The 12,768-nt window shown below is 68.6% G+C and carries 16 protein-coding genes; 7 read left to right on the top strand and 9 right to left on the bottom strand.

The annotated features are described in order from the left end of the window. Positions 1–21 precede the first annotated feature (21 nt). Both DL991_RS29640 and DL991_RS29645 read right to left on the bottom strand, forming a co-directional pair. On the bottom strand, positions 22–1,410 hold the full coding sequence (locus DL991_RS29640; RefSeq protein WP_125787650.1) for a family 2B encapsulin nanocompartment shell protein: 1,389 nt from the start codon (positions 1,408–1,410) through the stop codon (positions 22–24). Next, complete coding sequence (locus DL991_RS29645; protein WP_125787651.1) at positions 1,407–2,828, bottom strand: family 2B encapsulin nanocompartment shell protein; 1,422 nt, start codon at positions 2,826–2,828, stop codon at positions 1,407–1,409. Before DL991_RS29645 ends, DL991_RS29640 begins: the two co-directional genes overlap by 4 nt. 456 nt (positions 2,829–3,284) lie before the next feature. Between DL991_RS29645 and DL991_RS29650 the strand changes: the two genes are divergently transcribed. From DL991_RS29650 to DL991_RS29665, 4 genes are read left to right on the top strand one after another with little or no spacing between them, the layout of a single operon-like run. Next, positions 3,285–3,623 carry a helix-turn-helix transcriptional regulator gene (locus tag DL991_RS29650; protein ID WP_125787652.1) on the top strand — a complete coding sequence of 113 codons (339 nt, stop codon included), beginning with the start codon at positions 3,285–3,287 and terminating at the stop codon, positions 3,621–3,623. Continuing rightward, positions 3,620–4,261, top strand: a complete 642-nt coding sequence (locus DL991_RS29655) for a cation transporter (protein WP_125787653.1) — start codon at positions 3,620–3,622, stop codon at positions 4,259–4,261. The genes DL991_RS29650 and DL991_RS29655 overlap by 4 nt, the downstream gene beginning before the upstream one ends. Positions 4,262–4,271: 10 nt before the next feature. Continuing rightward, positions 4,272–4,883 (top strand): class I SAM-dependent methyltransferase, encoded by a 612-nt coding sequence (locus tag DL991_RS29660; protein ID WP_125787654.1) that lies wholly within the window; start codon positions 4,272–4,274, stop codon positions 4,881–4,883. A gap of 43 nt (positions 4,884–4,926) precedes the next feature. Next, positions 4,927–5,388, top strand: coding sequence for a hypothetical protein (locus DL991_RS29665; RefSeq protein WP_125787655.1), 462 nt, complete (start codon positions 4,927–4,929; stop codon positions 5,386–5,388). On the opposite strand, the gene DL991_RS29670 is transcribed toward DL991_RS29665, so the two are convergent. Continuing rightward, positions 5,372–5,953: a TetR/AcrR family transcriptional regulator gene (locus DL991_RS29670; RefSeq protein WP_125787656.1), complete on the bottom strand. Its 582-nt coding sequence runs from the start codon at positions 5,951–5,953 to the stop codon at positions 5,372–5,374. The genes DL991_RS29665 and DL991_RS29670 overlap by 17 nt on opposite strands. Positions 5,954–6,023: 70 nt before the next feature. Here DL991_RS29670 and DL991_RS29675 point away from each other — a divergent pair, with 70 nt between their 5' ends. Further along, a complete protein-coding gene (locus DL991_RS29675) occupies positions 6,024–6,917 on the top strand; it encodes an NADP-dependent oxidoreductase (protein ID WP_125787657.1) in 894 nt (297 codons plus the stop codon). Positions 6,918–6,923: 6 nt separating this feature from the next. Here DL991_RS29675 and rraA read toward each other — a convergent pair whose 3' ends face one another. Both rraA and DL991_RS29685 read right to left on the bottom strand, forming a co-directional pair. Further along, positions 6,924–7,409, bottom strand: coding sequence for a ribonuclease E activity regulator RraA (gene rraA, locus DL991_RS29680; protein WP_125787658.1), 486 nt, complete (start codon positions 7,407–7,409; stop codon positions 6,924–6,926). Positions 7,410–7,422: 13 nt separating this feature from the next. After that, positions 7,423–8,022 carry a TetR/AcrR family transcriptional regulator gene (locus DL991_RS29685; RefSeq protein ID WP_125787659.1) on the bottom strand — a complete coding sequence of 200 codons (600 nt, stop codon included), beginning with the start codon at positions 8,020–8,022 and terminating at the stop codon, positions 7,423–7,425. 61 nt (positions 8,023–8,083) lie between these two features. On the opposite strand from DL991_RS29685, the gene DL991_RS29690 reads away from it, so the two are divergent. Continuing rightward, positions 8,084–8,320, top strand: coding sequence for a hypothetical protein (locus DL991_RS29690; protein ID WP_034318480.1), 237 nt, complete (start codon positions 8,084–8,086; stop codon positions 8,318–8,320). 69 nt (positions 8,321–8,389) lie between these two features. Here the strand turns inward: DL991_RS29690 and DL991_RS29695 are convergent, their stop codons facing one another. Next, the gene (locus tag DL991_RS29695; protein WP_125787660.1) at positions 8,390–9,010 is read right to left on the bottom strand and encodes an NAD(P)-dependent oxidoreductase; all 621 of its coding nucleotides are present in this window, start codon (positions 9,008–9,010) and stop codon (positions 8,390–8,392) included. After that, complete coding sequence (locus tag DL991_RS29700; protein ID WP_125787661.1) at positions 9,007–9,909, bottom strand: EamA family transporter; 903 nt, start codon at positions 9,907–9,909, stop codon at positions 9,007–9,009. The genes DL991_RS29695 and DL991_RS29700 overlap by 4 nt, the downstream gene beginning before the upstream one ends. Positions 9,910–9,988: 79 nt before the next feature. Between DL991_RS29700 and DL991_RS29705 the strand changes: the two genes are divergently transcribed. Beyond that, positions 9,989–10,888 carry a LysR family transcriptional regulator gene (locus DL991_RS29705; protein WP_125787662.1) on the top strand — a complete coding sequence of 300 codons (900 nt, stop codon included), beginning with the start codon at positions 9,989–9,991 and terminating at the stop codon, positions 10,886–10,888. A gap of 74 nt (positions 10,889–10,962) precedes the next feature. Here DL991_RS29705 and DL991_RS29710 read toward each other — a convergent pair whose 3' ends face one another. Then, positions 10,963–11,823 carry an NAD(P)-dependent oxidoreductase gene (locus DL991_RS29710; RefSeq protein WP_125787663.1) on the bottom strand — a complete coding sequence of 287 codons (861 nt, stop codon included), beginning with the start codon at positions 11,821–11,823 and terminating at the stop codon, positions 10,963–10,965. Positions 11,824–11,833: 10 nt separating this feature from the next. After that, positions 11,834–12,709, bottom strand: a complete 876-nt coding sequence (locus tag DL991_RS29715; RefSeq protein WP_125787664.1) for an NAD(P)-dependent oxidoreductase — start codon at positions 12,707–12,709, stop codon at positions 11,834–11,836. Positions 12,710–12,768 lie beyond the last annotated feature (59 nt).

Below are 12,768 nucleotides of genomic sequence, written 5' to 3' on the forward strand. Positions count from 1 at the left end.
TCGTCGTGGCCGGCCGGGGCGTCAACGCGCGACCTCGACGTTTTCCAGAACGCCGAGCGCGTCGGGCACGAGCACGGCGGCGGAGTAGTAGGTGCTGACCAGGTAGTTGGCGACGGCCTGTTCGTTGATGCCCTCGAAGCGCACGTTCAGACCCGGCTCGTATTCGTCGGGAAGGCCGGTCTGGTGCAGCCCGATCACGCCGTTGTCCTCCACGCCGGTCCGCATGGCGAGGATCGAGGACGTGCCGCTTTCGGTGATCGGGATCTTGTCGCAGGGCAGGATCGGCACCCCGCGCCACGCGTTGACCACCTTGCCGTCGACCGTGGTGCCTTCCGGATACAGGCTGCGGCGCGTGCATTCCCTGCCGAACGCGGCGATCGCGCGCGGATGGGCGAGGAAGAACTTCGTCTTGCGGCGACGGCTGACGAGTTCGTCCATGTCGTCCGGCGTCGGCGGGCCCGACCGGGTCTGGAACCGCGATTTGAGATCGGCGTTGTGCAGCAGCCCGAACTCGCGGTTGTTGATCAGGTCGTGTTCCTGCCGCTCCCGCAGCGCCGACACGGCCAGCCGGAGTTGCTCGTCGAACTGGTCCATCGGCCCGTTGTAGAGATCGGTCACCCGCGTGTGCACCCGCAGCGCCGTCTGCGCGACGGCCAGGTCGTACTCGCGTGGCGAGATCTCGTAGTCGGCGAAGGTGCCCGGCAGCAGCGGCTCGCCGTCGTGCCCTGACGACATCCCGATCTCGGCCTCGCCCTTGGCGTTCTGTGGCTTTCCCTTGTGCGCCAGCATGTCCTGCACGTGGCGGCGCATCGCCTCGGACCGGCCGTTGAGGTCGGCGAAGTCATCGGCGCGCAGGGTCAGCACGATGACCGGGGTGACGGCCTTGACGGTGAACGGCCAGTTCCGGTCGATGCCGGCGAGCATTTCGTCACCGAAGTGGTCGCCATCGGCCATGCTCCCGATGGTGGCTTCGGTGCCGTACTCACCGGGCGCCACCTTGGCGACCTTGCCGTGCGCGACCAGCACGACCTCGTCGAGCGGCGAACCGTGGCTGACGATGGTCTCGCCGGGCCGGTACTCGTGCTGCACGAACCGGTCGGCGAGCGCGGTGAGGGTGTCCTCGTCGTCGAAACCGCGCAGCAGCGCCAATTCCGCGAGTTCCTGCGGGACGACCCGCACCTCGGTGCCGACGTTGGTGAAGGTCACCCGCCCGTCACCGATGGCGTAGGTCAGCCGCCGGTTGACCCGGTACGTGCCGCCGTTCGCCTCGACCCAAGGCAGCATCTTCAGCAGCCACCGCGGCGTGATGCTCTGCATCTGCGGCCGCGTCTTGGTGGTCGTCGCCAGGTTCCGCGCGGCGGCGGGGCCGAGACTGAGCCGCCGGTCGGCCTCCGGCGTCATGGCGGTCATCCTTCGCGGCCGAGTTCGGCGGCTTCGAGGACGGCGAGCGCGTCCGGTACGAGCACGGCGGCGGAGTAGTAGGTGCTGACCAGGTAGGAGATGATCGCCTGCTCCGAGATGCCCATGAACCGGACGTTCAGCCCGGGCTCGTATTCGTCCGGCAGGCCGATCTGACGCAGGCCGACCACGCCCTGGCTCTTCTCGCCGGTGCGCATCAACAACACGGAACTCGTGCTGGTCTGGCTCACCGGGATCTTGTTGCACGGCAGGATCGGGACCCCGCGCCACGACGGCACCTTGTGCCCGCCGAGATCGGCGCCGGTCGGGTAGATGCCGCGTTTGCTGCACTCGCGGCTGAACGCGGCGATCGTGCGCGGATGCGCGAGGAAGAAGCCGGGTTCCTTCCACACCAAGGCGAGCAGGTCGTCGAAGTCGTCCGGAGTGGGCGGACCGGTGCGTGTCGCGATGCGCTGGGTGAAGTCGGCGTTGTGGAGCAGGCCGAAGTCCGAGTTGTTGATCATTTCGTACTCTTGGCGCTCGCGCAGCGCCTCGATGGTCAGCCGCAACTGCTGCTCGGTCTGGTCCATCGGCTGGTTGTAGAGGTCGGAGACGCGGCTGTGGACCCGGAGCACGGTCTGGGCGACGCTCAGTTCGTATTCGCGCGGCGAGGTCTCGTAGTCGACGAAGGTGCCAGGCAGCAGCGGCTCGCCGTCGTGTCCGGACGAGATGTCGATCTCGGCCTCGCCGAAGTCGTTGGCACGCCCGGAGTCCTGCGTCGCCTGCTCGATCTGGGCCTGCAGCGATTCGGACTGTTCCAGTACGCGCTCGAAGTCCTGGCGGGCCAAGGTGAGCACCGTGCAGGCGGTGGCCGCTTTGGCGGTGAACTCCCAGATGCCGTCGTCGGCGACGAGGGCCTGCGCGCCGAAGTAGTCGCCGTCCTTGACCACGCCGAGCGCGGTCTCGTCACCGTACGGGCCGGGGCCGGTCTTGGTGATCTTGCCGTGCGCGATCAGGAAGACCCGATCGGCCCGGTGGCCGAATTCGACGAGTACGTCGCCTGCCGCCACCTCCTGCTGTTCGAAGCGGCGGGCGAGTTCGGCGAGTACTTCTTCGTCGTCGTATCCCTTGAGCGGCTTCAGTTCTCCCAGTTCCGCCGGGATCACCCTCACCTCGGCGCCGGCCTTCGAGAAGGTCACCCGCCCGTCGCCGACCGCGTAATTGAGCCGCCGGTTGACCCGGTAGGCGCCGCCGTTCACCTGAACCCATTCGAGCATTTTCAGCAGCCAGCGGGACGAAATTCCCTGCATCTGCGGAACGGATTTGGTCGTGGTCGCCAGGTTGCGCGCGGCGGCCCGGCCCAAGCTCAGCTGCGGATTTTCCGGCCCCTGGACACCTTCGGCGGCAGTGCCCGATTCGGTGACGGTCACAGCAAGGTCCACCCTTCGATAGTCGTGCGAACAAACAAGAACCACAAGTCGCGGCGTGCCGGTCGTACCCCGAAGTGCGGCCCCGCAGGATCAACATAGCAAGGTGTTTTTCCCGCACAAGCGCACTTTCAGGTAATGCGCCAACGCCACCCGAATGCCGCTTTTCCCATTGCGCAGTAACACTTTTGCCGACGTTACTCGACACTTTAAAGCCGCCACGCAATCGGTCCACCGATTGTTCATAGGTGTTATGCGAAGCCGCGCCGGAACTCCCGGGTGTACCCGCAATGCGGCCGTTGGAGTGGACGCGCGGAACTCTTTCGGGTCGCCTCCGCGCCCGTGTTCGGCGACAACTTGACCGACAGCGACAAAACAGAGGGTCGCGTTCGGACACTCCGTCGTGTCACGGTTCAGCCCCCTTGCCGACATGTCAGCGGTGACTGTACTGTCTTGCCTGTGCTGACATGTGAGACCCAGGGCGCAGCGCTCGCCCGGCTCGGCCGTGCCCTGGCCGACCCGAACCGCTGCCGGATCCTGGTCGCCCTGCTCGACGGAGTGAGTTATCCCGGCAGGTTGGCCGACGAGCTCGGCTTGAGCCGCTCGAACGTGTCGAACCACCTGGCCTGCCTGCGTGGCTGCGGACTGGTCGTGGCCACCTATGAGGGCAGGCAGGTCCGCTACTCGCTGGCGGACGCGCATCTGGCCCGCGCACTGCGGGAACTGGTCCAGGTCGTACTCGCCGTCGACACCGCCGAGCCCTGTGTGGACGACGCCGCCCTTCAGGTGCTCCGATGAGTTCCTGCGCGGACGGCTGCTGCGCCACGAAGTCCACAGTGGACCCGGATCGTCGTGTGGTGCTGTCGCGCCGGGTCCGGCTCCTGGTCGCCGCGACGATCACCTACAACGTCATCGAGGCGGTCGTCGCCATCTCCGCGGGAACCATCGCCTCCTCGACCGCCCTGATCGGCTTCGGCCTGGACTCGATCATCGAAGTCGCGTCCGCCACGGCCGTCGCGTGGCAGTTCTCCGGCAAGGACCCCGAAGCCCGCGAACGCACCGCGCTCAAGGTCATCGCGGTGTCGTTCTTCGCGCTGGCCGCGTACGTCGCCGTCGAATCGGTACGCACCCTGTTCGGTGCCGACCACGCCGAGCACTCCCCCGTCGGCATCGTGCTGGCGGCGGTCTCGCTGCTCGTGATGCCTTTCCTGTCCTACGCCCAGCGTCGCGCCGGGCGCGAACTCGGCTCCGCGAGCGCCGTCGCCGACTCGAAGCAGACCTTGCTCTGCACCTATCTTTCCGGTGTGCTGCTCGTCGGGTTGCTGCTCAACAGCCTCTTCGGCTGGTACTGGGCCGATCCGCTGGTCGCGCTCGTCATCGCCGCGGTCGCGATCAAGGAAGGCCGCGAGGCCTGGCGCGGCGAGCACTGCTGCTGAAAGGACCGTCATGACCCGGCCCGCACGATGGAACCGTTACTGGGACGGCAAATCCCAGAACTACGACCGGGAGATGCAGTTCCTGGACCGCAAGCTCTTCGGCGATTCCCGCGCGTGGGCCTGCGGCCAGGCCACCGGCGACGTCCTCGAAGTCGCCGTCGGGACCGGCCTGAACCTGCCGCTCTACCCCGAAGGCGTCACGCTCACCGGCATCGACCTCAGTGACGGCATGCTCGCCATCGCCCGCGGCCGCGCCGAACGCCTCGACCATCCGGTGACGCTGCGGCGGGCCGACGCGCACGACCTGCCCTTCGACGCCGATTCGTTCGACACCGTGGTCTGCACGCTCGGGCTGTGCGCCATCCCGGACGACGGCAAGGCGTTGCGGGAAATGGCCAGGGTCCTGCGGCCGGGTGGCAGGCTCATCCTGCTCGACCACATCGCGAGTTCGTCGCGTGCCGTGCGCGGTCTGCAGTGGCTCGCCGAACGGGTCACCGTGCCGATGGCGGGCGAACACTTCCTCCGGCGCCCGCTCGACAAGATCGGCGGCCTCGGCCTGGCCGTGGAGCGCCGGGAACGGTTCAAACTCGGGCTGGTGGAACGGCTCGTCGCCCGCAAATGAGCCGTGTCATCGGAATTTCATCGACGCGGTCGATCATGGTGACGTGACCTACCCTCAGCAACAGCCACCCATCTGGCAGCAGTACCCCGTCGCGCCGCCCAAGAAGGGCCCGAAGACCGGACTGATCGCCGGGATCGCGGCCGCGGCGCTCGTCGTCACCGGCGGGGCGATCGCGGTGACCGTCGCGATCACCACCGGCGGCAGCACCCCCGGTGACAGCGCCGCCGGGGGCAGCGCGCCCGAGGTCGATCCCGACCCGTTCTCCGCGCAGGCCGGAGACTGCATCTCGGCCGACGAGGACGCCGGGAGCAACGGTGCGTTCAGCGCCAGCGCCGTCCGGGTCCACTGTTCGGACAGCGCGGCCAACTACTCGGTGATGGCACAGCTTTCGTCCGGATCCGGTTCGGACTGCGCGTCCGTGCCGGGTTACGAGTACGGCAACCCCGTCGTCTACGACTTCAAGTCGGGACAGCCAAGGGAACTTTGCGTCATGCCGAAGGGCTGACGGTTTCCCAGGCCGCTTCGATCATCCGGAAGATCTCGTCGACCGCGGCCTCGGGATCGGCCGCCTCCCTGCCGATCGAATAGGCGTCGATCACGAACCGCGCGATCGTGCGACAGGCCGTCGTCGACCGGGCCAGGGCCGGATCTGCAGCGATGGCCGCCGCCAGCGATTCGGCGTGGCGCAGCCGCATCGAGTCCTCGTACTCCCGCAACGCCGGCGATTCGTCGATCATGCGCCGGATCGGAGCGGCGCCGTCCGCCGTGCAATGCCGCACCATCGCGTGGATCTCGCGGCGCAACGCGGGGACGAGGGGCTCGTGCGGGGCCCGTGCGGTGACCGCCCGCGTGAGACCTTGCTCGAAGTCCGCGTCCTGTTCGAACACCAGGGCCTCTTTCGAGGCGAAGTGGGAGAACAGCGTGGTGACGGCGACGTCCGCCTCCGCGGCCACCTCGCGGATGCCCACCGCGTCGTATCCACGTTCCAAGAAGAGCCGGAGAGCGGTGTCGGCGATCTTCTGGCGGGTCGCGGCCTTCTTGCGCTCACGACGTCCGGTCGGCACGGTCATGCGGTGACGCTATCAGATCCAAAACACTAACGGTTTCAAACACCTAACCGTTAGTGCTACGGTCGGTCGCATGAAGAAAGTGATCTTTACCGAGTTCGGTGGTCCGGAAGTTCTGCAGGTCGTCGAGGCCGAGGATCCGCACGCCGGTCCCGGCCAGCTGCGTATCGCCGTGCGGGCGGCGGGAGTGAACCCTGTCGATTGGCGTGTGCGTGAGGGGCAGGTCCTCGGTGCCCATCCGACCGTGCTGCCGTCCGGCGTGGGCCTGGACGCCGCCGGCGTGGTGGACGAGGTCGGCGAGGGTGTGGTCGATGTCAAAATCGGGGACTCGGTATTCGGCGAGGGTTCGAACACCTACGCCGAGTTCGCCGTGCTGACGGCGTGGGCCGTGATGCCCGGGGGACTCACGTTCGAGGAGGCCGCCGGATACCCCTCCGTGGTCGAGACCGCACTGCGCCTCATCCGCGAAGTGGGCGTGCGACCCGGCGAGACACTGCTGGTCAGCGGTGCGTCCGGCGGGGTCGGTTCGGCGGTGCTGCAGCTCGCCCGCGAGCGCGGCATAGCGGTGATCGGCACGGCAGGCGCCGCGAACCAGGACTATCTGCGCGGCCTGGGCGCGGTCGCCACGACCTACGGGGAGGGCTGGGTGGAGCGAGTGCGGCGGCTCGGCCGGGTCGACGCGGCTCTCGACCTGGCCGGGTCGGGCGTCATCGCCGAACTGGTCGAGCTGACGGGCGATCCGGACAAGGTGCTCACCATCGCCGATCTCAGTGCGCCCCAGCTCGGCGTCCGGTTCTCCGGAGTGGCCGGGAGCGTGCCGGACGCGCTGGCCGAAGCCGTCGACCTCATCTCACGGGGCAAACTGCACATCCCGGTCGAGAAGTCCTACTCACTGGCCGATGCCGCGGCGGCCCACGTCGACAGCCACGCCGGGCACACCCGCGGCCGCCGGGTCATCGTCGTCTGAGCCGGTTCAGGCGGTGGTCGCGGGAAGGACCACGACGCCGTCGTCATCGGCGTAGAGCGTGTCGCCGGGAGTGAAGGTCACTCCCCCGAAACCGACCGGGACGTCGACAGCGCCGACGCCCGCCTTGGAACTTTTGCGCGGGTTGGTGCCGAGCGCCTTCACTCCGAGCGGAAGCCCGGCGAGCTCGGCGCTGTCACGGACCGCGCCGTTGACGACCACGCCCGCCCAGCCGTTGTCCACGGCGGACTTCGCGATCATGTCGCCGGTCAGCGCGCTGTGCAGCGAGCCGCCGCCGTCGACCACCAGGACACCGCCGTCACCGGGGGTGGCCAGCAGTTTCTTGACCAGGCCGTTGTCCTCGTGGCAGGAGACCGTCCGGATCGGGCCCGAGAACGTCCGGTGCCCGCCGAACTGGCGGAACTGGGTGTCGCAGACGCGCAGCCGGTCGCCGTGTTCGTCGACGAGGTCGGCGGTGGTGAAGGAATCGATCACGCGCTGGAGTTTCTCACGTCGCCTCGGGAGAGAACACCGAGTCCAGCACGTGGGTGAGGATGGCGGCGGGGTCGGCCGCGGGCGCGACCGCCTGACGCAGGGCGAGCCCGATGCCCAGGGCGCCCAGCATCACGACGGCCTCATGGAGTGGCAGGGCGGGTTCGAGGCGGAGCCGTTTCGCGTGTTCGGCGAGCAGGGCGACGACCTCATCGTCGTGGCGCTGCTGGATGGCGGCGACAAGGGCGGCGGTTTCGGGCTGCTGTGCCGTCGCGGCGAGCACTTCCGCGGCCGCCGCGCTCCATTTGGCGGCATCCTTGTCCACCACGTCGACCGGAGCCAGTGCCGCGATCACGTCGTCCCGGCCGGTGGCGAGGGCAAGGGTCCTCCGCAACTCCGCGAGGTGACTTTCCGCGCCGGCTTCGATGATCGCCAGCCACAGCCCTTCCTTGCCGCCGAAGTGCTTGTAGACGGCACCGCGGGTGTACCCGGCGTCGGCCGCGATCTCCTCGACCGTCGCCGCCAGGAAGCCGCGCCGCAGGAAGACCTCCCGACCGGCCTCCAGCAAGTGTTCGTGGGTGCGCCGCTGCTGTTCGGCCCGCGTCAGCCTGGTCATCGCCCGCCAATTCAGTAACAGAACGTTTCTGGATACACGATGTTACTGTATCGTCCGGTGCATGGAGTTCCTGGCACCCGTGGCCGCGTTTCTCAGCCTTCCCCTCTTCCTGGCCGGATTCGCTTGGTACGCGGCGCGTGCCCGACGGGCGGGCGTCAGCCAGTCGCTGTTGGCGCCGATCGAGGAGATCTGGGACCCGATCTCGCACAAGACCAACATCGAGATCCAGATCGAGGCCGAACGGAGCCCGGAGACGCCATCGCCCGGAGACCCGCCCGAGCTGAAGTGGCGGCTCTAACCAGGGGCAAGGCAAATGTGGCTTATGGGTCGCGCGCTCTCCGGTCGGGTGCCTTACCCCTCAACAACCTCAGTAGCCGACGGTGAAATGCCGGTCCTGGCCCGGATTCTCGAGTTCGTCCACGACGGCGACGGCGAGGTCCTCCGCCGAGATCCCGGACGAACCGTCCTCCGCGGTGACGATGGTCGTCGTGCCCCGCCGATAGGCCCCGGTCCGGACACCGGGCTCCAGCATCGCGGGCGGACTGAGGTACACCCAATCGCCCGTGTGGGCCTCGCAGGCCTGGAGCTGACTCAGACTGGCCGAGGCGATGGTCCGCCACGCCGGCGGCACGAACGCCGGATCGTCGATCACCAGCCCGCCGGACGGCGACCGCAACGGTCCGGCGCCGCCGACGACCAGGACACGCCTGCCCGCCGCGGCGTCGAGCAGGGCCGTGACCGTGGCGGCGACGGCGTCTTCCGTGCCGGGCGCGGGTCTCGTCGCGCCCACGACGGCGTCGACTCCCCCGAAAACCGCGCTCATGTGGCTGACGTCGGTGACGTCGCCGCGTACGACGTCGACGTCCGGATGCGGGGATTCCGGTGCAGTGCGGCGAAAGACGGCTGTGACGTGGTGTCCGCGCGAAACGGCCTCGGTGACGATCCGGGAGCCTGCCATTCCCGACGCTCCGACAACGGCGATCTTCATCGGACGATGCCTTCCATCTTGGTCTTCGGGGTGATCTGGCCGGCCACGATCGAGGCAAGGGCGAGGGCGAAACCGGCAAGCTGGACCGGGCCGAGCGACTGACCGAGCAGCACGGCGCCGAGCACCGCGGCGACCATCGGCGAGAGCAGGCCGAGGACCGCGACCGACGTGACCGGCAGGGACGTGATGCCGCGGAACCACAGGACGTAGGCGAGCAGGCCGCCGATCAGGCCGAGCCAGAGGTAACCGAGAGCCGCGTCCAGGTCGATGGCGGGCGGGGCGCCTTCGAACAGGAAGGTCACCGGCAGCAGGAACAACCCGCCCGCGGTGAGCTGCCACGAGGCGAACGCGGTCGGCCCGACGTCGGCCGGACGTCCCCATCGTTTGGTGAGGGTGACGCCGAGCGCCATGGTGCCGGCGCCACCGAGTCCGGCGATGACCCCGACGAGGTCGAAACCCGCGGCGGGGCCGATCACGACCAGGCCGACACCGACGATTCCGACGATCCCCCAGGCGAACCGCCACGCGGACGGGCTCTGCCGCAGCACCGCCACGGCGAGGATCGCGACGAGGAGCGGCTGGGCGGCGCCGAGGGTGGCGGCGACCCCGCCGGGCAGCCGTTCGGCGGCGACGAACAGCAGCGGGAAGAACATCCCGATGTTGAGGCCGCCGAGCGCCGCGGCCTTCAGCCACCATGTGCCGCGCGGGAGGGTGCGGGTGATGGCGAGCGCGATCAGTCCCGCGGGCAGGGCGCGCATGAGTCCGGCGAACAGCGGATGTCCTGGCGGGAGGAGTTCGGTGGTGACCACGTAGGTCGTTCCCCAGACCATGGGAGCGAAGGCGGTCAGCGCGGTACCGGCGAGACCGGCGGCGAGGGGTGTGGTCGTCAGCGTTTTCACGCTTCTCAGCTTCGACGCCGACGATCAATGAGTCCAACACATGTTTGTCACTTGATCCATCGTGATTCAAGATGGATCCATGGAGCTTCAGCAGATGCGCTACGTCCTGGCGGTGGCGGAGACGAACAGCTTCACGCGCGCCGCGGAACGCTGTCTGGTCGTGCAGTCGGCGCTGAGTCACCAGATCGCGCGGCTGGAGCGTGAACTCGGCGCGCGGCTGTTCGAGCGCACGAGCCGCCGAGTGCGGCTGACCGCAGCGGGCGAAGCTTTCCTGCCCGCTGCCCGGCAATGTCTCGAGGCCGCCGAACGGGCCGGTTCGGAGGTCGCCGCGGCCGTCGGCGAGATCCGCGGACGACTCACCGTCGGCGTCATCCCGACCGTCGCGGCGGTCGACGTCCCGGCGGCGCTGCACACCTTCCGCGGCCGGTATCCCCACGTCCGGATCGGACTGCGGGTCGGGGCGAGCGAAAAGCTGGTGGAGCAGATCAGGGACGGGGCGATCGAGGTCGCGTTCCTCGGCCTCCCGGTGTCCGACCGGCCCCAAGGCGTGGCCACCTGCGAACTGGGCCGCGACGACCTCATCGCCGTGGTGGCGCCGGGGCATCCTCTCGCCGTCGAGTCCGAAGTGGACCTGAAGCGGCTTTCGACCGAGGTCTTCGTCGATTTCCCCGCCGGATCGGCGGGACGGGCCCAGACGGATCAGGCCTTCGCCGCGGCGGGGATCACGCGGGAGGTGGCCTTCGAGGTGACGGCCGCCGATTTCATGGCGCGGCTCATCCATCAGGGACTGGGTGTGGCGCTGCTGCCGTCGAAGTACGTGCCGAGCCTGACCGACGTCGTCACCGTGCCGGTGCGGGACGCGCCCGCGCGGATCGAGCACCTCGTCTGGAACCGCTCCACGGTCACTCCGGCCGCGAAAGCGTTCCTGGACGTACTGGGCGTGGCGCAGGCCAACGGTGTCGAACGGGTCGTTCCGTGAAGGCCTCCTTGAGGGACCCAGAGTCCCTCAAGGAGGCCTTCACGGACCGGCGATGCGCGCCGTGAGTCAGGCGACTACTCGCGCCCTTCCTTGATGATCTCGTAAAGGCTGGTCCACGAGCTGCGCCCGTGTCCCGCGGCGATCGCCCGGTCGTAGTGCGACTTGATCGCCTCCGGCAGGACGACGTCGATCCCGGCGTCCCGGCTGGCCTGCACGATGTGGTCGGCGGACGCGCCCATCATCGTCACGTTGGCTTCGTCGCCAGGGTGCTCGCCCTTCTCGACCTGCTCCGCGGCGGCTTCCAGGTAGAAGCCCATCATCGCGAAGTTCTCCTTGGCGTACGGGAGGAACTTCGCGATCGGCACCCCGGCCGAGCGGATGAGCGCGGTCGCGTGCAGGAACACCGAAAGCGCGTTCAGGAAGATGTCCAGCTGCGCCTGGTAGAACAGCTGCGCCAGCCGGACGTCTTCGCCGAGGAAGTCCGGCCGCCCGATCAGCGCCAGGATCTCCCGGTACTTCTCGAACACGTCGGTGGGACCGCTGTAGAAGACGTACGCCTCCTCCTTGCCCACCAGCGGGGCCGGCACCATGACGCCACCCGCGAGGAACTGCCCGCCGCGGGCCTTGACCCAGTCGGCTGCTTCGCGGGTCTTCTCCGGGGTGTCCGAGCTGAGGTTGACGATCACCTTGCCCGCCAAGGCGTCTTCGGCCTTGCCGAGGATGTCGTACATCGCCGCGTAGTCGGTGAGACTCAGCAGCACCAGTTCCGACGCCGCCACCGCTTCCGCCGGTGTCCCGGCTCGCACGGCACCCGCGGCGACGAGGTCGTCCGCACGGGCGGCGGTGCGGTTCCAGACGGTCACTCCGTGGCCGTTCTCCAGGAGTACGCGGACCATGGCCTGTCCCATCGGGCCGAGCCCGATCAGTGTGATCATTGTGTTTTCCTTACTTCTTGAGGAGTTCGATGACGCCGATGAGGTCTTCGGTGCCGTGTCCGTCGGCGACTCGTTTGTCCATCAGCGGCTGGAGCGGCGTGAGCAACTCGGCGCTGATGCCCTGGTCCTCCGCCGCCTGCGCCAGGTTGGGGTAGGCGGCGGCCTGCATCCCGATGTTCGACACGACGTCGGTCAGGTAGTCGCCGTCGTCGATCTGTTCGGCCGCGCGCTCCAGGAAGCCGCTCATCGCGTCGATCCAGCCGCGGAGCAGCGGCGCGAATTCACGCGCCTTGACCCCCGCCGAGCCGACGAGCGCGTACGCCTGGATGACGCCGATGAAGTACCCGTACATCCCGCTGAGCAGCGCGATGTCGTGCAGTGGTGCCAGCCCGGGGTCGGCGCCGAGGTAGTTGACGCCGCCGAAGGTGTCGAGCGCGGTGCGAGCATGGCCGAAGACGGTGCCCGATCCGCTGTAGAAGATGAACGCCGCGGGAGTGCCGATCATCGGCGGGACCGCCATGATCCCGCCGTCCAGGTACTCCGCGCCCAGGTCTTCGGCCCAGGCGGCCATTTCGCGTGCCTGGCCGGGGGTGCCGTTGGTCAGGTTGATCAGCTGCCGTCCCGCGAGCTCGGCCGCGACCGGGTCCAGGACCTCGTGCACCGAGTCGTAGTCGAGCAGGCAGGCGATCACGATGTTGTTCGCCGCGAGAGCCTCCGAGATGGTCGAAGCGACCGAAGCTCCCTTCGCCGCCACCGCCTCGGCGCGGCTCGTGGTCCGGTTCCACGCGGTGACCGGATGTCCCGCGGCCAGTAGTGCCTCTACGAGCGCGGTTCCCATCGCGCCCAGCCCCAGTACCGTCACCGGGGTCTTGCCGTGTTCGCTCATGGGACCACCGTGACGCCGCCCGCGCACGGAACGCTGCGGGTCCACGCACGGTCTTGTCG

This window comes from Amycolatopsis sp. WAC 01375, from assembly GCF_003947325.1.
Taxonomy (GTDB): Bacteria; Actinomycetota; Actinomycetes; order Mycobacteriales; family Pseudonocardiaceae; genus Amycolatopsis.

Excerpts from the sequence above, each read along its gene's own strand:
- DL991_RS29640 (WP_125787650.1), bottom strand. The coding sequence starts at position 1,410 with ATGACCGCCATGACGCCGGAGGCCGACCGGCGGCTCAGTCTCGGCCCC.
- DL991_RS29655 (WP_125787653.1), top strand. The coding sequence starts at position 3,620 with ATGAGTTCCTGCGCGGACGGCTGCTGCGCCACGAAGTCCACAGTGGAC.
- DL991_RS29660 (WP_125787654.1), top strand. The coding sequence starts at position 4,272 with ATGACCCGGCCCGCACGATGGAACCGTTACTGGGACGGCAAATCCCAG.
- DL991_RS29670 (WP_125787656.1), bottom strand. The coding sequence starts at position 5,953 with ATGACCGTGCCGACCGGACGTCGTGAGCGCAAGAAGGCCGCGACCCGC.
- DL991_RS29675 (WP_125787657.1), top strand. The coding sequence starts at position 6,024 with ATGAAGAAAGTGATCTTTACCGAGTTCGGTGGTCCGGAAGTTCTGCAG.
- DL991_RS29685 (WP_125787659.1), bottom strand. The coding sequence starts at position 8,022 with ATGACCAGGCTGACGCGGGCCGAACAGCAGCGGCGCACCCACGAACAC.
- DL991_RS29690 (WP_034318480.1), top strand. The coding sequence starts at position 8,084 with ATGGAGTTCCTGGCACCCGTGGCCGCGTTTCTCAGCCTTCCCCTCTTC.
- DL991_RS29695 (WP_125787660.1), bottom strand. The coding sequence starts at position 9,010 with ATGAAGATCGCCGTTGTCGGAGCGTCGGGAATGGCAGGCTCCCGGATC.
- DL991_RS29705 (WP_125787662.1), top strand. The coding sequence starts at position 9,989 with ATGGAGCTTCAGCAGATGCGCTACGTCCTGGCGGTGGCGGAGACGAAC.
- DL991_RS29710 (WP_125787663.1), bottom strand. The coding sequence starts at position 11,823 with ATGATCACACTGATCGGGCTCGGCCCGATGGGACAGGCCATGGTCCGC.
- DL991_RS29715 (WP_125787664.1), bottom strand. The coding sequence starts at position 12,709 with ATGAGCGAACACGGCAAGACCCCGGTGACGGTACTGGGGCTGGGCGCG.